This window comes from Cupriavidus sp. IDO, from assembly GCF_000812465.1.
Classification (GTDB): Bacteria; Pseudomonadota; Gammaproteobacteria; order Burkholderiales; family Burkholderiaceae; genus Cupriavidus.
Window position 1 is genome coordinate 12,731 of the sequence record NZ_JWMA01000024.1, and the last position, 17,307, is coordinate 30,037.

The 17,307-nt window shown below is 63.2% G+C and carries 18 protein-coding genes; 3 read left to right on the plus strand and 15 right to left on the minus strand.

Annotated features, from left to right (window positions below; translation table 11 throughout):
- From gmtX to RM96_RS08020, 4 genes are read right to left on the minus strand one after another with little or no spacing between them, the layout of a single operon-like run.
- Nucleotides 1-660, minus strand: a complete 660-nt coding sequence (gene gmtX / locus RM96_RS08005; protein WP_039009512.1) for a gamma-mobile-trio protein GmtX — start codon at nucleotides 658-660, stop codon at nucleotides 1-3.
- A complete protein-coding gene (gmtZ, locus tag RM96_RS08010) occupies nucleotides 657-3,251 on the minus strand; it encodes a gamma-mobile-trio integrase GmtZ (RefSeq protein ID WP_082016460.1) in 2,595 nt (864 codons plus the stop codon). Before gmtZ ends, gmtX begins: the two co-directional genes overlap by 4 nt.
- Before the next feature lie 9 nt (nucleotides 3,252-3,260).
- The gene (gene gmtY, locus RM96_RS08015; protein WP_039009513.1) at nucleotides 3,261-4,658 is read right to left on the minus strand and encodes a gamma-mobile-trio recombinase GmtY; all 1,398 of its coding nucleotides are present in this window, start codon (nucleotides 4,656-4,658) and stop codon (nucleotides 3,261-3,263) included.
- Nucleotides 4,659-4,666: 8 nt separating this feature from the next.
- A complete protein-coding gene (locus RM96_RS08020; protein WP_238587153.1) occupies nucleotides 4,667-4,885 on the minus strand; it encodes a hypothetical protein in 219 nt (72 codons plus the stop codon).
- 465 nt (nucleotides 4,886-5,350) lie between these two features.
- Between RM96_RS08020 and RM96_RS39870 the strand changes: the two genes are divergently transcribed.
- Nucleotides 5,351-5,545, plus strand: coding sequence for an MFS transporter (locus tag RM96_RS39870; RefSeq protein ID WP_443112244.1), 195 nt, complete (start codon nucleotides 5,351-5,353; stop codon nucleotides 5,543-5,545).
- A 12-nt stretch (nucleotides 5,546-5,557) separates the two neighbouring features.
- Here RM96_RS39870 and RM96_RS08025 read toward each other — a convergent pair whose 3' ends face one another.
- Genes RM96_RS08025 through RM96_RS08060 form a run of 8 tightly spaced genes read right to left on the minus strand, consistent with a single transcriptional unit; the run spans nucleotide 5,558 to nucleotide 12,994 of the window.
- Nucleotides 5,558-5,881 carry a Dabb family protein gene (locus RM96_RS08025; RefSeq protein WP_082016462.1) on the minus strand — a complete coding sequence of 108 codons (324 nt, stop codon included), beginning with the start codon at nucleotides 5,879-5,881 and terminating at the stop codon, nucleotides 5,558-5,560.
- 52 nt (nucleotides 5,882-5,933) lie between these two features.
- Nucleotides 5,934-6,236 (minus strand): YciI family protein, encoded by a 303-nt coding sequence (locus RM96_RS08030; protein ID WP_039009515.1) that lies wholly within the window; start codon nucleotides 6,234-6,236, stop codon nucleotides 5,934-5,936.
- Nucleotides 6,237-6,241: 5 nt separating this feature from the next.
- Nucleotides 6,242-7,138, minus strand: a complete 897-nt coding sequence (locus RM96_RS08035; protein ID WP_039009516.1) for an intradiol ring-cleavage dioxygenase — start codon at nucleotides 7,136-7,138, stop codon at nucleotides 6,242-6,244.
- Nucleotides 7,139-7,166: 28 nt separating this feature from the next.
- Nucleotides 7,167-8,135 (minus strand): sugar ABC transporter substrate-binding protein, encoded by a 969-nt coding sequence (locus RM96_RS08040; RefSeq protein ID WP_152624063.1) that lies wholly within the window; start codon nucleotides 8,133-8,135, stop codon nucleotides 7,167-7,169.
- A gap of 35 nt (nucleotides 8,136-8,170) precedes the next feature.
- Complete coding sequence (locus tag RM96_RS08045) at nucleotides 8,171-9,148, minus strand: ABC transporter permease (protein WP_039009517.1); 978 nt, start codon at nucleotides 9,146-9,148, stop codon at nucleotides 8,171-8,173.
- Nucleotides 9,145-10,125 carry an ABC transporter permease gene (locus RM96_RS08050; protein WP_039009518.1) on the minus strand — a complete coding sequence of 327 codons (981 nt, stop codon included), beginning with the start codon at nucleotides 10,123-10,125 and terminating at the stop codon, nucleotides 9,145-9,147. Before RM96_RS08050 ends, RM96_RS08045 begins: the two co-directional genes overlap by 4 nt.
- Nucleotide 10,126: 1 nt before the next feature.
- Nucleotides 10,127-11,635, minus strand: a complete 1,509-nt coding sequence (locus RM96_RS08055) for a sugar ABC transporter ATP-binding protein (RefSeq protein ID WP_039009519.1) — start codon at nucleotides 11,633-11,635, stop codon at nucleotides 10,127-10,129.
- Nucleotides 11,636-11,653: 18 nt separating this feature from the next.
- Nucleotides 11,654-12,994 (minus strand): amidohydrolase family protein, encoded by a 1,341-nt coding sequence (locus tag RM96_RS08060; protein ID WP_039009520.1) that lies wholly within the window; start codon nucleotides 12,992-12,994, stop codon nucleotides 11,654-11,656.
- Nucleotides 12,995-13,155: 161 nt separating this feature from the next.
- Here RM96_RS08060 and RM96_RS08065 point away from each other — a divergent pair, with 161 nt between their 5' ends.
- The gene (locus RM96_RS08065; protein ID WP_039009521.1) at nucleotides 13,156-14,070 is read left to right on the plus strand and encodes a LysR family transcriptional regulator; all 915 of its coding nucleotides are present in this window, start codon (nucleotides 13,156-13,158) and stop codon (nucleotides 14,068-14,070) included.
- On the opposite strand, the gene RM96_RS08070 is transcribed toward RM96_RS08065, so the two are convergent.
- The 3 genes from RM96_RS08070 to RM96_RS08080 form a co-directional block, all read right to left on the minus strand.
- Nucleotides 14,065-14,985, minus strand: a complete 921-nt coding sequence (locus tag RM96_RS08070; protein ID WP_238587155.1) for an NAD(P)-dependent oxidoreductase — start codon at nucleotides 14,983-14,985, stop codon at nucleotides 14,065-14,067. The genes RM96_RS08065 and RM96_RS08070 overlap by 6 nt on opposite strands.
- Nucleotides 14,982-16,055, minus strand: coding sequence for a maleylacetate reductase (locus RM96_RS08075; RefSeq protein WP_039009522.1), 1,074 nt, complete (start codon nucleotides 16,053-16,055; stop codon nucleotides 14,982-14,984). Before RM96_RS08075 ends, RM96_RS08070 begins: the two co-directional genes overlap by 4 nt.
- A 212-nt stretch (nucleotides 16,056-16,267) precedes the next feature.
- The gene (locus RM96_RS08080; RefSeq protein WP_039009523.1) at nucleotides 16,268-16,666 is read right to left on the minus strand and encodes a DoxX family protein; all 399 of its coding nucleotides are present in this window, start codon (nucleotides 16,664-16,666) and stop codon (nucleotides 16,268-16,270) included.
- Between the two features lie 504 nt (nucleotides 16,667-17,170).
- Between RM96_RS08080 and RM96_RS39875 the strand changes: the two genes are divergently transcribed.
- The coding region (locus RM96_RS39875) for a helix-turn-helix domain-containing protein (RefSeq protein ID WP_238587149.1) at nucleotides 17,171-17,307 on the plus strand (137 nt) is incomplete at its 3' end.

Genomic DNA, 17,307 nt, shown 5'->3' on the forward strand with positions numbered 1-17,307 from the left:
CTATGCAAGCACTTTTCGAATCGCTCGCGCGAACCCCACCTCAAACACTGTCCGGCCACGCGCGTTGACGATTTCACCGTGGCTGCCTTCGCGAAGGCCCTGGTTTTCGAGATAGTCGGCCGACACTGCATTCTGTAAGGCTTCGCGCTCTGACGGCGTGAGTTGCGCGGACGGGGCGAGCACAGTCACTGGCTGCGTTCCAGGCGCGGCCGCGATGGTTGCGCCCAGTGGACGCCGGTCCACGGTCACCTGGGTGTTGGCCTTCAGGACGTTGAGTTGCGCCTTGAGTTTGTCACGCTCGGCGATGATGGCCTGCATGATGGAGCGAATGGCCGGGTCCTCAATGCGCATCAGGTATTCGTGGCTCGCCAGCGTCTTTGGCGGCTTGGGCGCAGGCGGCCCGGCATAGGCCGCCCAGGCTTCAATGAGTGTCCGATAGTCAGCGGACTGGGCGTTGTAGAGCGCGCGGCCCTTCATGATGCCTTCGGCTTCGGCCAGGCGACCAATGGCGGGCAACGAGAAGTCGCGCGAGCCGGTCTCATGCTGACGACGGCAAAGCTCTTGCATCTTTGCCAGCCCTGCGCGCCGGTTCGAGCGCCCGCCCTTGGCGAGCAGCGACTCCAGGACTGCGTCGGGGTGGATGTCCGTTTTCCCATTCATGCTTCATCTCCCGTGAGGGCCTGGTGCCCCGCGGGAAACGCCCGGATGCGATCCGTCCTGGGCAGCAGCGAGGCGAGGTCCATATCGAAGTGCTGGCTGAGGCTCAAGCCTGCATCCATGAGGCGAATCACTTGGCGCTGGCCGAGCGCGGGATTCGCCGGGTTCATCTGCTGGGCAAGGCGGCGCATGAAGGCGTTGCCGGCGAGCAGTTGCTCCTGTTCACTCAACAGCATGAACACGGGCGGCAGGTCATCGCGGTAGAGCACCGCGTCGAGCAACTGGCTGCGGCGGAACACCGCCTTGCCCGGTTCGAGGTCGGGGTAGACCTCGACGTTTTCGCACACGCCGGCGAGCTGGAGCAATTCCGACTCAGTTTCCTCGAAGCCGACATGCACGTCGCCCACCGTGCCGGCGGCCACCAATTGCGTGCCAGCTCCCTGCGGAGCTTCGAGTGCCGCCTTGCAGCGCTCGATGAGACGCCAGCAGGCCACCAGGTCTTCGGCGAGGTCGCTGAAGCGCTTCATGGCGCTCTCCCACACCCGCTCGGCCTGCCGGTAGGCGTCCAGGCGGGCAAACGGCTGGCCGGCGTCTTCCGCGTCGGCCTTCTGCTTCTTCAGGTCCTGAAGCTCGCTTTCCCGAGTGAGGCAGGCGTTGCGCGCCTCGTCGAAGTGATAAGCGAGCGTGTTGAAGTGGGCGGCCAGCGCCGTCAGGTGGTGTGGCTCGGTCACGAACCAGCGGCAGCGCACGCAGTTGCGGCTGCCGCCCGGAACGGGCCCGTACCTTGGGTTGGAAGGTGAGCCAAGGTTCGGCCCGCCGTTGTAGCAGCCGCCCACCGAACCGTTGTCTTCGGCCTCGCTGGTGTTGCCGCCAACCAGACACAGCCCGTGGTGCATCGGCATCCAGCCCGCCGGATTGCGCGCGGCGGGATGCTGCGGGATGGCGGCGGCGAGGCTGGGCACACTGTTGCAGATGGCCTTTTGCAGGAGTTGGTCGTGCTCGGTGTCAAGCAGGAAGGTCTGGATGCTCGCCTCCTTGTTCGCCTCCAGCCGCTCCGCCGCACCGAGCAGCACGTCGCGGATGTGGGTCGCACCGGGCTTTGTGTAATAGAGGGTCATCAACAGGCGGCTGTGGCCGACCAGCTTTTGCAGCACCGGGAATGGCACCTGGCCTTCGAGCGCCAGCGCGGTGACGAGGGAGACGCGCAGGCTGTGCAGGGGGAAGAGCGTTGTGGTCCCGTTTTTCTGTTCTTCCGGCGGCGGGAGGAAGCGAATTGGTGCGCCGTTGCGATGGGTCTCACGTCGGTCGGCGAGTCGCACCTCCAGCGATTCCAGCAACGCGAACCAGAGGTAATCCAATCCATAATGCGGGACAGGCAGATGACGCTCGCCGTCTCGTGCCTCTGACATCCTGAAGAGGAAGCAGGTGTCGGGGTAGCCCGCGAGTTGCACCTCGCTCTTCGCCTTGAGGTGGCGGCCATCCAGTTCCGTCCAGGTCGTACGTCGCGAGACCGGGTTGTACCTCTCCTGCCAGTGGCGCAGTTTCTCCAGCCAGTAGAAGACGTCTTGATGCACCGGCCCGCCGAAGGCCCAGGGCAACACGTAGCCCTTCTCGGAACCGGATTTGGCGATGTCGGCGGTCTTGTTGGTATTGATGTAGAGCACGGTCGAGGCAGCCTCGCCATCGGCGAGCGGGTCGCTACGGCGGAACACCCCCTGTTGCAGCGGCCGGCGTTCGCTGCCCTGCGCGAGCCGGCTCTCATTCAACGTCCAGTTCCCCGCCGCGTAACGCCAGGTGTCGGCTTCGCCCGAGTCGAGTGCACGCACCTGGAAAGTCCGCAGCGGCAGAATGAGCTTTACCAGCAGCGCCACCCACCGCACCGGGCTCCACATCTCCAGGCGCGTTCCGTTAGTCATCTGGCGTACACGCCAGACACAATCTGGGTCGCTCGGGTCAATCCGGTCCTCGGTCACGCCGAACCAATCGGCCGCGCCGCGCCCGCGCTGGCCGATTTCGGCGCCCAGCGCGCTCTGAGCCCACTGCCAGTCACGGAAGTGCGGCCCCGCCGCGAGCATCTGTCGCAGTTCATCGATATAGCCGTAGGGGAGCGGCGAATGCACGCTCTCGTCGTTCCGGGGCAGACCGCTCGTGGACCTCCGAGGCACGGGGTTGCGAAACGCCGGCGAGACCACCAGTTGGCCGTCGTCTGCAGCCTCGCTGAACTCGCGCCGCAGCACGAATTGGAGGAAGGCGTGAATGTGGTTGTTGTACTTGGTGCCCTTTTCCGAATCCGGGCAGGCCGTCCGGTAGAAGTCAGGCAGGTGGGTTGTGCGCGCCAGGAACACCGCCGGCTCGAGCGGCAGCCCCTGCCGGACGAGGTAGCGCTCGAAGAAGGCCACCAACCCACTGAGTTTCTCGTCAACACTTCGTGTTTCGCCCTTCAGCCACTCCACCGCCAGGATTCGCCAGGTGGCGAGTTGTGGATAGTCCCGCTCGACCCAGCCGAGGCTCATGTCCGTCTCGCGTCTCACACCCTTCTCCTTTTTGTGGGAAGTGGCAGAAGCAGGCGCAGTGGTCGTCTTCTTTTTGGCCATGCGAGTTCCTCAGTGGTTGAGTTCGATGCCGGGCAGCACCAGTCGCGACGCAGGTTGTGGCCCTGCGTACTTGTTTCGCAACCGCTGCGCGGCTGCTTCGAGCTCGGCAAGGGTCTCGCAGGTGTTCGCCTGTGTGTAGACCTCCTGGCTCTGCAGCGAGCTGTGATGCATGAAGCGGCGGATGAACGGCTTGTCGACGCCGGCGTTTTGAAGTCGCCGGCCGTAGGCGTGGCGGTGACCGTGCGGCGTCGTGCCCAGCGCCTTGCTCACCGTGAGTCCGATGCGCTCGCAGGCGGCGGCGTGCGCCTTGTTGTACTGGGTGAGCGTGTACATGGCACCGACGGGCTCGCGGTTCAGGTTGATGAAGGCAAAGGGGTGGTCGCGCTCGATACGGGCGACCTGTTCGAGGTAGCGGTACCAGAGTTGCAGGAACCACTCGCCATACTCGGGCACGAACCAGTACGCTTTCTTGTAAAAGGCCGCATCGTGCGTGCCGCCCTTCCAGCCGGCGTGCCGGCGGTCCATCAGGTCGGTGCGGGGCACGAGGCCGAACTGGTGGGCGAGGTATTCCGCCCGTTTGCCTTGTGGTCGTCCCCGCTCGACGCGCCAATCGGCGGGTGCGTCACCGTGGCGCGGGTGGTGGATGAAGACTTGGGCCTGGCGCGTGTTGGCGGGGTCCGGGAATACGTCGGGGATGTAGAGGTGGAAAGGCTCCGATTCGCGGAAGCCCGCGCCGTGCAGCAGCAAGGTGATGAGCATGCCGCGATAATCGTAGCGCCCGGCCGCACAGAATCCCTTGACCAGCAGCTCCTCGAAGCGCTCCTCCGGGAAGGCCGGCGGGTCGCTCCGTTCGACCTTGGGCAGGCGTCGACCTCGCACAAGGTGCCCGGGTTCGGCGGGGGAGGCGTTCTCCGCCCAGGTGTGGCCGAGGAAGGTCTGGCTGCGTCGGTACTGGTAGGCTGCCTCGTCGGTCTGTCGGTCGAAGGCACTACCGGCATAGCGGGGATTCACCTTGGCCGCCTCGGGGCGCATCTCGCCGAGCCAACGGAAGAAGTCAGAGAGATGGGTGATGATGTGTGAGGCATCCTGCGGCGAGCGAGGCGGCCAGCACAAGCCGCTGGGGTCGAGCCTGGTCTCCCGGTCGAACGTCCCGGTATAGAGCCGCTGGGCGAAGTTCTGGAACAGGCGGTAGGTGTCGCGCTCGGCCGGGTTCGTTTGCAGGTATTCGAGGAACATCCGCACCGAGCGATTCACCTTCGTCATCCACGTCAGGCTCCGGTCATGGCTTTTATAGAGGCAGTAGTCGAGCAACGGCTCCAGCACGCCGGCTGGCGTCAGGAGGACGGGGAGTTCCGTATAGACGCCGGTGGCGTCGGTGTAGACGCGGGCCTTGACGGTCACGAACATGCTGGGACCTAAACACCCAGGCCGCGCAGTAGCGCAGTGGCGTCCTTGAAGTCGAGGTTGTGCAGGTGCATGGCCAAATCCACCGCACCACCTCCGCCACGGCCAAGCCGGGTGTCATAGAACTTGGGACCTCGGACGAGCAACTCAAAGTCACGTCCATTTACGCTGACGTAGTAGCGCTGGGTATCGTGGGCACTGACTGGCTCGTAGGTGCTATCGGCTTTCATGTAGCACCCCAACTTCTCTAACACCCCAAGTGCATCTAAGGCCCGCCAGCGTTCCAGAGTCAAGTTATCCACAGTTCGACGCCTCATCTGTCCCTCCCCCGGACCCCCACCGGCTACTCGGCTTTCAAAGAAAGCCGGCTACTCGAAACAATCAGTGCTGCGATGTACAACGCTTTTGCGTTCCACATAGCATGGGCATTTAGGGAATAGCTTCGCAAAACGGAGGATAAAAAAACACCCCTCTTTCAGGGGTGTTGGGGGGGCAGAGCTACCTATCTAGCCCTAACTATGTATGAATAGTTGGGGGGAATAAGAATTCGACGGCAGCCTTCGGGGATTGCCCCTAGGCCGGACAAGGATCCCTGGGCGATTTCTTCAAATTTTCAACAGATTTTGTTAACGGCTAGGTACGCGGGGTGGCTTTGCCCTTTTAGCAGCCTTTGCGACCTTTGCCTGTTCAGCCAGTTGCTTCTTCAGCAAGACCCGTCCAACCCCGAGCTGCTGACCGAGTGGTTCCTAGTCGAGTCGTGGGCCAAGCACTTGCGCCAGCATCAGCGAGTACACCGTGCTGATGCCGAACTGCAGCGCGGCGTGATTGGCTTCCATGTGGGGGCGAAAGCGCCCCGCGTGCGCCACATGCTCGGACTGAGCTTGCCTTGAAAGCATGTGACCTTAGCTGGAATATGATTTGGCAGCATCGTAGTCGACCTGGTACCTGGCTATGCGCAGGTCGCCCAGCTCGCGTTTGACGCGCTGGTGCTCCGGATGGCTGGCATACGTTTGCAGCGCACTGTGCGACTCAAATTCGGAATAGAGCACGACATCGCAGGCATAGTCGACGCGACTCGAATCGACCCCGATCTCGAGATGCAGCAAGCCGGGAATCCTTCCGTGCAGGCCTTCAAAGGCAGATTTGAGCCGCGCAATGGCATCGCGTTTTTCGCCTTCCGTGTCACCTCTCAGGTTCCACATGACGATATGTTTGACAATGGGCAAGATGTTCTCCCGAGCTGATGAATAGTCGCTTGTTGTCTCGCGGGCCGTACTTTCAGGCTGCCGGTAAGCCGGCCTTCTGTGGCCACATGTTGCTGAAGGCGTGGATCGCACTGGTGGCGTACACGCCGGCTCGCGTGAACGGCTCTTCGGCCAGCCAGCGTCGCGCGGCGTCGATCGAGGGGAAGTCGATCACCAGCAGGCTGCCGACCATGGTCTCGCCGTCCTCGGCCAGCAATGGTCCGGCAAAGGCAATCTGGTTTTCCACGGCGCGCAGGTAGCCCTTGTGTTCGGGGCGCACACGCAGGCGCAGCTCACCAACACCGGGTTTGTCGATCATATGGAATACATGAAGCATCGGAATTATCTCCTTGTCTCTTGATGGGCTGACGGAGCCGGGTTGGCAGGGTTGAGAACAAAGTCGAAGTTGAGCGTGTAGAAGGGCGTGTCGGAGCGACTGCCGTCCGGCGTCGGGCCAGCTTCATGCCTGTCCCAGTCGGCCACCAGCGAGGAGCGCACGCCAAATACCGCGTCCGAGTCCAGGTAGGCGCCGCCTTCGCGGAAGACATGGGTAACGAGCGTCTCGTAACCCGGTGCCGAGATCATGAAATGCAGATGCGCCGGGCGCCACGGATGTCGTCCCATGGCTTCCAGCATGCGCCCGACCGGCCCATCGTGCGGAATTGGGTAGCACTCGGCCACGATGGATTTGAAGTGGAAGTGTCCCGAGGCATCGGCATGCAGCGTGCCGCGGCCCTGCGCGCTGGTGCGTGCGGGCTTCTGCACGTCATAGAAGCCCTCCGCATCGGCCTGCCAGACCTCAAGCGTCGCACCCGGAATGGCTTCGCCCGTGATGCTTCTGACCTGGCCGCTCACATGGCAGGGTTCGCCGGCCATGCCGTTGCCCACGTCGGCGCCGAGTTCATACTCGGGGGCGTCATCGACATAGAACGGACCGAATACCGTGGCCTCGGTGCAGCCTTGCGGCTTGCGGTGATTCTGCGCGGTGACCAGCGTGGACAGGCCAAGCGTGTCGGACAGCAGGATGAACTCCTGCCGGCTCGGGTTGCAGGTATGGCCCACCTCGGTCAGGAACTGGATGCCTGCGGCCCATTCCTCTTCGGTCAGCCTGACCTCCCGTGCGAACGCGTGCAGGTGCTGGATCAGGCTGGTCATGACTTCCTTGAGCCGACGGTCCTTCATGTCGACGTTGCGCGCCAGTACCGCCTGGGTAATAGTCTCTTCATCGAGATTGCGCATGGTGGGACTCCTGGTTGATGTGCATCGGTTATGCCTTCGCGCCATCTTCCCAGCGCGGGCAGGTACGCTTTTCGACCGGAATGTCGAGCGGCTGGTAATTGCTCTTGTCGATAACGGTGGCGGGCAGCACGATCTCCTGTTTTACCGGGAGTCCGCGCAGCTTGCGGATTGCTGCCATGGTGCCCAGGCAGCCCTGTTCGAAACCGTTATAGTCGCCCGTGGCGAGCATGGTGCCGGCCTTGATGGCGTCGATCGCCTCCTTGGTACCGTTGATGCCCGACACCAGCGCCTTGCGGTTGGCGCCCTGGAGCGCTTCGATGGCGCCGATGGCCATGGCATCGTTGGTGGCGAAGACGGCGTCGATCTGCGGATACGACTGCATTAGGTTTTCCATCACCTGCAGGGCCTGCAGGCGCTGGTAGTTGGCAGGTTGCGAAGCCAGCAGCTTGACCCCGGGGAACGCCTTGAGCGCATCGCGCACGCCGCGTACACGGTCGATATTGGTCAGTGATCCCTTGATCCCTTCCAGCAGCACGACATTGCCCTTGCCGCCCATCGCCTTGAACAGGTGGGTGGCGGTCTTCATGCCAAGGTCGTAGTCGCTGGCGCCGACAAAGGAGACGAAGTTGCCGACGTCACTGCGGTCGGTGATGTTAACCACTGGAATATTGGCCGCGTTGATCTTCTTCACGCCGGGCCCCATTGCCTTGTAGTCCACCGGTACGAAGACCACCGCATCGGGCTTCTTCACGATCACGTCCTCGATCTGGCTCATCTGCTCAGGGATGCTGTCGGGTTTGGTCGGGATGTAGTGCGTGACTTTGGCGTTCATGCTTTTGGCCGCCGCATCGGCGCCCTGGCGCACTACCTGGAAGTAGGGGTTGGTCTGGTTCTTGGTAAAGACGGCAATCCGTTCGCCATCGGCATGGGCGGCCGGCACAACCAGCAGGCCAAAGGCCAGCATGGCGCCGATCTGCTTCAGGTTGCAGCGCTGCATATCTTGTCTCCTTGTTTGATGTGCCACGGTTTTGCTTATCGGGTGCCGAGCTTGCGGCGCGACAGGGTGTCGAGGAAGACCGCGAGTACCACGATGACGCCGGTCACCAGCGGTTGCCAGTTGGCGCTGACGGTCAGCAGGTTCATGCCATTGAGTACCAGGGTCAGGATGATGGCGCCGACCAGCGTGCCGGAGACGCGGCCCACACCGCCGAACAGCGAGGTACCGCCAATCAGCACGGCGGCGATGGCCGGCAACGTGAGCGTCTCGCCGATATCGCCTTCGGCCGAGTTCAGACGGGCCAGAAACACCAGGCTGGCCAGACCGGCCATCGCGCCGCTCACCACATAAACCAGCACCAGCCGGCGTGCCACCGGCACACCCGACAGTCGCGCGGCCACGGCGTTGGCGCCGATCGCATAGATCTCCTGGCCGTAGGTGGTCTTCTGCGAGATCGCGGTGCCGGCAAAGAGGAAGGCCAGCATCAGGAACACGGGAATTGGTACGCCCCACAGGTAGCCGCTGCCGATGGCGCGGAACTCGGGAGCGAAGCCGTGGATGGTGTCGCCGGCCATGAACCAGTAGGTGAGCCCGTGCAGCACCCACAGCATGCCGTATGTGGCGATGAACGGCGGAATGCGCAGCGCCGCCACGAGCAAGCCATTGCCCAGGCCGATCAGCATGCCGCAGCCCAGGCCCACACCCACGCCCAGTGCGGTCGAGCCGGTGGCTTTCATCATGCTGGCCGCAAGACACGCGGACATGGCCACGTTGGCTCCCACCGACAGATCAAGGCCGCCAGTCAGGATCACCAGCGTCAGTCCCGAAGCCAGCAGGAACAGCAGGCTGGCCTGGCGCAGTACGTTCAGCAGGTTGCCCAAGGTCAGGAACGCATCGGACGCCAGTGCCAGCAGCGCGCACAGCAGACCGAGGGCGAACAGTCGGTAGGCAAAGGAACGGGCATCGGCCGACAGCGGCACCCATGCAGTGGCTGCGGTCTTTACGGTATTCATTGCTTCTCCTTGAAGGACTCAATCAGCAGGACGACCAACACCAGCAGGCCGATGGCTGCCACCTGGACTGCTGATTGCACGCCGAGCAGGTTGAGCCCGTTGCGCAGCACGCCTACCGCCAGCACGCCCAGTACCGTGCCCGGCAACCAGCCATTGCCGCGATCGAACGTGGTGCCGCCCACGGCCACCGCCGCGATCGCATCGAACTCCAGACCGATTGCAGCCGTGGGGTGCCCGGCATTCATGCGTGCGGTCAGCAACAGCGCAGCCACACCCGCCATCATGCCGCCCAATGCATAGACTGCGATCAGCGAGCGGTTGATACGCACACCGGCAAACTTGAGCGCTTCGCGGTTGCCGCCGAGTGCGAACACATAGGTGCCGAAGCGGGTGCGATAGAGCAGCCAGTGGAACAGGCCGTAGCACGCCACGGCGATCCATAGCGGCAGCGGAATCCCAAGCAGCTCACCGGCGTAGAACTGTGGGATCGTGTCGCCGATGCCGACCACGCTCTGGCCATCGGTGAGTACCAGCGCCAGTCCCTGCGCTGCGCCAAGTGTGCCGAGCGTGGCCACGAACGGGGGAATGCCGAGCGAGGCCACAAGCGCGCCGTTCAGCACACCGAATGCCAGGCCGACACCCAGTGCTGCGGCCAGTGCCAGCGCCAGCGAACCGGTGGCAACCATGACCATGGCCAGCGTCACGCCGCACAGCGTCAGGACCGCACCAATCGAGAGATCCAGCCCCTCGGTCATGATGATCAGTGTCATCGGCAGGGCGATCAGCAGCAGGATAGTGGATTGCGTGCCAACGTTGAGCAGGTTGGCCATGCTGAGAAAGCCCTGGCCACTCAGGCTGAAGACCAGTGTCAACAGCAACAGGACCCAGACCGAACCGGGCAGCTTGCCGAGTGCCGGTCCGAACGGCTGAAGAAATGCGCGGGGAGCGGTGCGCGCAAGCGCTTGGATATCAGGCATGTCAGGCATCGTTCATCCCCAGTTGCAGAATGCTTTCTTCAGTCATCTCGGTGTGCGCGAGTTCGCCGGCAATGCGGCCTTCGCGCATGACATAGGTACGGTCGCAAACGCTGAGGATTTCCGGCAGTTCCGAGCTGATCAGCAGCACCGCTGCGCCTTGCTTTACCAGGCTGTCGATCAGGGCAAAGATCTCGGCCTTGGCACCTACGTCGATGCCGCGCGTCGGTTCATCGAAGATGAACAGCCGCGCCTCGGCAAGCAGCCATTTGCCGATCACGATCTTCTGCTGGTTGCCACCGGACAGGTATTGCGCGAGCTGGTCGCCATTGGGCGTGGCAATGCGCAGGCGCTCGATCTCGCGCATCGACAGCGCGTCGGCCTTGCCGCTGCGGTACCAATGCGTCGGGAATACCCGGCGCAGCCCGGCTAGCAGCAGGTTGTCGCGCACCGTGCGGATCAGGGCCAGGCCCTCGGTCTTGCGGCTCTCCGGAATCAGCGCCGCACCGAGCGCCCGTGCCTTGTCGGGGCCGCCCTGCATCGCCTTTCCGAAAATGCGGATCTCGCCTTGGCGGACCGGATCGGCGCCGAACACCGCGCGTGCCACTTCGCTGCGCCCGGAGCCAACCAGCCCCGCCAGCCCAACGATCTCGCCGGCGCGCACTTGCAGGTTGATGTCCTCGATGCCGTTGTCCGCGCTAACGTCGCGCATCTCCAGCGCCAGTTCGCCAGTCACGCCGCTGCGCTCGCGGCTGTAGCTCATATCGACCTTGCGACCAACCATGCGCGCCACCAGTTCGTCAGGCGTGGCATCGCCGGGCAGATAGCTGCCGACCTTGCGGCCATCGCGCATCACCGTAATGCGATCGCCCAGCGCAAAGACCTCCGCCATACGGTGCGAGATATAGATCATCGACACGTCATCGGCCTTGAGCTTGCCGATCACCGCGAACAGCTTCTCGGTTTCACGGTCCGACAGCGCCGCCGTGGGTTCGTCCAGCACGAGGATGCGGGCATTCTGCGACAGCGCCTTGGCGATCTCCACCATTTGCTGCTGCGCCACGCCGAGCCGGTGCACGGGGGTACGGGTACTGATGTCCATGCCGAGGATATCGAGCAGTCGTCGTGCCTCGGCGTGCATTCTTGCGTGATCGGTCGAACCGGGCAGGCCCCCGCGCGGCTCGCGTCCGAGGAAGATGTTCTGCGCGATATCGAGGTACGGTACCAGCGAGAACTCCTGGAAGATTACGGCGATGCCGAGCCGCATCGTGTCGACCGGGCTGCTTACGCTGACGCGACGGCCCTCGTGATAAAACTCGCCCGCGTCGGCAACATAGACGCCGCACAGTACTTTCATCAGCGATGACTTGCCGGCGCCGTTCTCGCCCAGCAGCATGTGCACCTCGCCCGGATAGATCTCGAACGACACGTCGTCGAGTGCCTTGACGCCCGGAAATGCCTTGCAGATGCCGCGCATCTCCAGCAGGGGGGCGACTTCGGTGATCGCGTTCATTGTCTTCCCTTTCTCCTCTCAGGCGTTTGCATGCCTGTGCAGCAGTCGTTCGCCCGAGGCACGGAGCAGTTCGAGCGTCGCCGGCAGTCCGTCCACCAGCAGGCTCCCGTGGCGCTTGCGCGGTACGCCGGCAACGAACACGCTATCGATATTGGCCAGGCTGGCCTGCATCACGATCGCGCTCACAGGATCGTGCAGGGGCATCATGTTGAGCCGGCGCGCATCGATCAGCACCAGGTCCGCCTGCTTGCCAGGCGTCAGCGAACCAATCCAATGGGCCATGCCAAGCATGCGTGCGCCGGCCATCGTGATCCATTCCAGCGCCTCGCGGCAGCTCGCCTGATGGCTGGCCGCGATCTCGCCATGCTCGGCGCGGTAGGCCGCGTGGTCCAGCGCGCGCTGCACGCCGAGTGCCACGCGTGCGGCCATAAACATTTCGCCAGACAGGCCCGATTCGAGATCCACGCCCAGCGATGGGGTCGCGCCCAGCCTGCGCAACCGGCCGGTGATCGGGAAGCCGTGGCCTTGGGTCAGCTCGTTCTCGGGGGTGAGCGAGAAACTCACGCCTGTATCGACGAAACGGGCAAGTTGCGAGTCGGTAAGGTTGTTCCCATGCACGATGTTGATGTGCGGACCAAGCAGACCTGCAGCTTCGAGTTGCTCCCAGCCGTCAGGGGTGCGCGCGGCGCCGCCGCCCTGGTGCATACTGGCCAGCAGTCCGAGCTCACATGCCAGCGCGAAATCGTGCCGCGCCACTTCCATCGTCGAATAGTGCGGACCGAGAATGGCAAGACCCAGGCTGACCAGCGCGGAACCCTGAAGCCGTCGGGCGAGGCGTTCGACTTCGACGCGGGGGTGCGGTGTTTCCCAGAACGGGGCGACGCCGGGCGTGGGATCGGGCTTCGGCGAACCGTGCAGGAATGCGGCTCGGATACCCGATTGCTCCAGCGCATCGAGCGCGGCATCGCTGTGTGCCGGCGTGGGATTGTTGTGACACCAGTCGACCAGCGTGGTGGTGCCGCAATCGAGCTGATTCCACGCACCTGCCAACGTGGCGATGTGAATGTCCTCGGGCGTAAAGCGCGTGGCCAGGCCTGCATGCATCTGGCGGAAGTATTCGGTAAGCGTCCAGCCCGCGGCCACGCCTCTTAGCGCGGTCTGCCAAGTGTGCATGTGGGCATTGATAAAACCGGGCGCCACGATAAAGCCGTGCGCGTCGATCTGCTCGGCATCGGGCGCCACAATATGGGGGCCGATGGCGGCAATCCGATCGCCGTCGATCAGCAGGTCGCCGATGAAATCACCCAAGGCGATATCCATCGTGACAAGCGTCGCCCCGCGAATCAGGGTGCGCGTCATGTCTCTTGTCTCCTCGTCGTTCCGGTTCTGCTTACAAACGTTTGCAGTCGAGTTTCGAACGAGTCTATACTCTGGCAAATCGGAAAAAAACGTCGCACGCGGAAATCTTTCTTTCACCTGCCGAGAAAATCGGACGATGCGACGCGCGGCGGAGACTACGCATGGATCGATGGACCGAAATTGAACTGTTCGTGCAAACGGCGGAGTTCGGCAGCATCACCAAGGCTGCGGAAAGCCTGGAGATGTCGAACGCGGCGGCGAGCCGCTATCTGAGTTCACTGGAGCGCAGGCTTTCCGCGCGACTGATCGAGCGCAACACGCGGCGGCTCTACCTGACGCAGGTGGGCGAGCAGTTCTTCAGGCGCTGCAAGGAAGTACTGGCGGAAATGAAGGAGGCCGAGGCCGACGTCAGTGCCACCGTGCTGGAGCCCAGCGGCACACTGACGGTGACGGCCTCGCTGTCCTTCGCGATGAAGCACCTGGGGCCAGTGATGCCAGAGTTCACGGCGCTTTATCCGAAGGTGAGCGTCAATATCCTCGCTGCCAATCGGTACTACGACATCATGGACAGCGGTATCGACCTGGCGATCCGCACCCGCGAATTCGAGCCGGATTCCAACCTGACGGTGCGCCGGCTTGCACAGACGCGTCGCGTGCTGGCTGCCTCGCCGGTCTACCTCGATAGAAAGGGTATTCCGCGCAGCGTCGAGGACCTCGCGGATCACGCCATGCTGATCTATTCGTACGCCAATCGCCCCAACGAACTGGCCTTCAGGCGGGGCGACGAAGAGCACATGATGACCGTGCGCAGCACGATGGAGTCCAACGACGGCCAGGTGCTGCGCGCGGCCGCGCTCGAAGGCATGGGGATTCTGGTGCAGCCCAAGTACATCGTCTACGACGATATCGTTGCGGGCCGCCTGATTCCGGTGCTGGACGATTGGGATCTGCCGAGGCTGACCATCAATCTCGCGTTCCAGCACCGCAATCATTTACCGGCGCGGGTTCGGCTGTTTATCGAATTCCTGGTGGAGCACTTCCGACGCATGGACTACGAGCGCAAGTGGACCTCATGAGGTCAGCCCGGCCGCCGCACCTGTGGATTTGATGATCGCCGCGTAGTCATCGCCAGCCAGGCCCTGTGCTGCCGCACCCTGCAGCATCTGGCCGAGCAGGGCGGTCAGGCCCATCGGCACGCGTAGGTCAGCGCCCGCATCGAGAATCAGGCCGACGTCCTTGAGCATCTGGTCAACGGTGAATGTGGGCGTGTAGTCGTGCACGGCCAACTGCTCCGATTTCGCCTTGACGATCGGCGAGGCCACAGCGCTTGCGGTGATCACGTTCCACATCGATTGCCAGTCGAGGCCGCCTTTCTTGCCCAGGGTCAGCGCCTCTGCCAGCATGCCGGAGGTCAGCGCGATCAACAGGTTGACGACGAGTTTCATCAGGCGCGCCTGCTCGGCGTCGCCTAGGTAAAACTGCGTGGGGCCCAGCGCGGCCAGCAGGGGCCTGACGCGCTCATAGGCGGTGGATGGCCCCGACACCATCGCGGTCAGCTTTGCGGCCTCTGCCATGTGGTTGTTGCCCGATACGGTAACCCGCAGATAGGCGATATCGCGTGCGGCAAGCTGCGGTGCGGCCGCTGCCGAAGCCGTCGGGGAGATCGTGCTGGTGTCGATATAGAGCGCGCCGGGCGTGGCAGCCGCGGCAATCTGGCTGGCTACCGACGTAAACGCCGCATCGTGCGGCATCGAGCTGAATATCACTTCGGCGGTACCCACCGCTTCGGCGAGCGATGCGGCGACGGCGAGGCCTGCCTGGCGTGCGGCCGCTACCTGATCCCCTGCAATGTCGTAGGCCACAACGTCATGCCCCGCGTTGGCGAGGTGACGCGCCATCGGCAAGCCCATCTTGCCGGTTCCGATAAAGCCAATCTTCATGAGGTCTGCTCCGATCTGTTCTTCGCGCGTGCTCGCGGTGATTTGGGTCATGCGGGCCGCAGGCCGTCGAAAGCGGCCTGAAGCAACGCCCGGATCGGCTCGCGCTCGATCGGGCGGGGATTCCAGTAGGGGTTGGCCAGCGCGATGTCAGCGGCCCGGTCCAGGTCCTGCTCACACATGCCGATGTCGCGCAATGCAACCGGCACGCCATTATTTGCGGCCAGGTCGAACAAACCCGCTGCCGCGGATTGCCCCGTGGCGCCAATGGCGCGCTGGATCCGGGCCATCGCCTCGGGCGCGGCCGACGCGTTGTAGGCCAGCACATGAGGCAGCACGATGGTGTGAGTCTCGGCATGGGGCAGGTTGAAACTGCCTCCAAGCGTGTGGCACAGCTTGTGATGCAGCGCCATGCCCACGCTACCGAGCACGGTGCCGCAGAGCCAAGCGCCGTACAGGCATTGCGCGCGGGCGTCGAGATCCGCCGGCGCGCGGATCACGGCGGGAATGCCGCTCGCAAGGGCACGGATGCCTTCCTCGGCCATCAGCGACATCACGGGATTCGTGTCGCGCGCATACAGGCCCTCGGCGGCATGAGCGATCGCGTTCAGGCCGCTGGTCACCGTGAGTCCCGCCGGCAGTCCAACCGTCAGTGCGGGGTCGTAAATGACGGTGCGCGGCAGTACGCGCAGATCTCTGCCAGTTTTTTTCTGGCCAGCTTCCGTGAGTCCATAGATGGGCGTCATCTCGGACCCAGCATAGCTGGTTGGAATGGCCACGACAGGCATGCCAGTTTCCAGTGCAATGGCCTTGCCCAGCCCCGTGGTGGAGCCACCGCCGATGGCCACTGCGCAGCCGGCCCCGGCGCCACGTGCACGCGCAACCGCTTCGCGCGCGGCTTCGACCGGAACATGCATGATTGCACCGGCATAGATGCCGGCAGAAAGTGGCCCCAGGAGATCGGATATGCGTGTCGCCTCGGCCTTCTGGTTCGGTGTGCAAAGCACGATGGCGCGGCCGGCGCCCAGCTTTTCGACTTCGGCGGCAACCTGGTTCGACGCGCCCGTGCCAAACACGACACGGGACGCGTGTGCCTCATAGACGAATGAATGAGAAGGTTGCATGATGTCGTGCCTGCCAAAGGCTGATTGCGTAGGATTGGCAGAACGATATATTTCCTGGTACTGCGGGGAAATAGTGCTTGAGGAAAACAGTCTTCAAGCCAGCGGAAGAATGCGGCGCCTGGTTTTGCAGCGCAAGCGCCGCTGATGAGCCTTGCGCAGACAAGGCACATGGCAGAGATGGCCCGCGGAAAGGGTCAGCTCCCTCAGGTCGGTCATTGGGCCTTGACCTGCGCGCGTGCCGATTCCATAGCGAATACAACCAGCATGCCTCCCAGGATGGCGATATTCTTGAAGAAGTGATTGAACTGATTCTGGTAATTCACAGCGTCAGCGCTCCAAAAACCGTGAAAAACCAGGCTTACCGGCACAAGGAATAGCGCCAGAGTCAGCGCGCCCCAACGGGCGTTCCAGCCGGTGATGAGTGTCAGGCCACCTCCAATCTCGACCGCGATTGTGAGCACGAGCAGGAGGCTCGCGAGAGGTAGGCCGGCGCTGGCCATCCATGCGGCAGTCCCTGCAAATCCACCGATTTTCAGGAGACCGGAAATCAGGAAGAGAGCGCCAAGCAGGGCGCGGCCGGCAGGGTAAAGGGGGGTGGGGGCGGAATTCATGATGTGCTCCAAAGTTAACCAAAGATAGAGGCCGTTCATCAAACTGTGTGAATGACGCTGTGCTCTACGTGGACTGAATGATAGGCCTGAATTCGAGGGTGTCTGAAAGCGATAGTCAACGACTTATTCGAAATATTTGAACGTTGCGGGCCCGAGGATTCCGCGGCGGTTACGGCGAACAGCAACCGCTGTGTCAGGCGTCGTCTACACAACTCCTGAGGGTTCTGTCGCAGTAAGGACGTGAAGGAGCTGCCGGGTCTGCAAGTGCTAGCTGGCATGAGGCGGTTTTCCCCTCGGAATAGAGGGCAGCCATCAGCGTTGCGGCGTATAATTTCACTATCATGAAACAACCTGGCGAGCAGCCTCCACGCCGACTTCCCTTTGTCACGGAGACCGGCCGCCATACCGCGACCACTTCCTGATCCGACGCCACCTTCGCGCGCCACAATTCGCACCATTCACCAGCTGGGCGACCGCATTCGATTCACCCGCGCAGGGGACGGGATGCCCATTGACCAGGCGGCGAAACATTGCGGCGTCTCCGTTGGCATGCTGTCCAAGCTGGAGAACGGCAAGGGCGTCAATCTCGAGCACGCCCTGCGGGTGATGGACGGCCTGGGTTTGACAATGCTGGTCGTTCC

Coding starts and splice junctions, on each gene's coding strand:
- RM96_RS08065 (WP_039009521.1), top strand. CDS start 13,156: ATGGATCGATGGACCGAAATTGAACTGTTCGTGCAAACGGCGGAGTTC.
- RM96_RS08045 (WP_039009517.1), bottom strand. CDS start 9,148: ATGAATACCGTAAAGACCGCAGCCACTGCATGGGTGCCGCTGTCGGCC.
- gmtZ (WP_082016460.1), bottom strand. CDS start 3,251: ATGGCCAAAAAGAAGACGACCACTGCGCCTGCTTCTGCCACTTCCCAC.
- RM96_RS08070 (WP_238587155.1), bottom strand. CDS start 14,985: ATGACCCAAATCACCGCGAGCACGCGCGAAGAACAGATCGGAGCAGAC.
- gmtX (WP_039009512.1), bottom strand. CDS start 660: ATGAATGGGAAAACGGACATCCACCCCGACGCAGTCCTGGAGTCGCTG.
- RM96_RS08050 (WP_039009518.1), bottom strand. CDS start 10,125: ATGCCTGATATCCAAGCGCTTGCGCGCACCGCTCCCCGCGCATTTCTT.
- RM96_RS08030 (WP_039009515.1), bottom strand. CDS start 6,236: ATGCTTCATGTATTCCATATGATCGACAAACCCGGTGTTGGTGAGCTG.
- RM96_RS08040 (WP_152624063.1), bottom strand. CDS start 8,135: ATGCAGCGCTGCAACCTGAAGCAGATCGGCGCCATGCTGGCCTTTGGC.
- RM96_RS08055 (WP_039009519.1), bottom strand. CDS start 11,635: ATGAACGCGATCACCGAAGTCGCCCCCCTGCTGGAGATGCGCGGCATC.
- gmtY (WP_039009513.1), bottom strand. CDS start 4,658: ATGTTCGTGACCGTCAAGGCCCGCGTCTACACCGACGCCACCGGCGTC.
- RM96_RS08060 (WP_039009520.1), bottom strand. CDS start 12,994: ATGACGCGCACCCTGATTCGCGGGGCGACGCTTGTCACGATGGATATC.
- RM96_RS08035 (WP_039009516.1), bottom strand. CDS start 7,138: ATGCGCAATCTCGATGAAGAGACTATTACCCAGGCGGTACTGGCGCGC.
- RM96_RS08020 (WP_238587153.1), bottom strand. CDS start 4,885: ATGAAAGCCGATAGCACCTACGAGCCAGTCAGTGCCCACGATACCCAG.
- RM96_RS08075 (WP_039009522.1), bottom strand. CDS start 16,055: ATGCAACCTTCTCATTCATTCGTCTATGAGGCACACGCGTCCCGTGTC.
- RM96_RS08080 (WP_039009523.1), bottom strand. CDS start 16,666: ATGAATTCCGCCCCCACCCCCCTTTACCCTGCCGGCCGCGCCCTGCTT.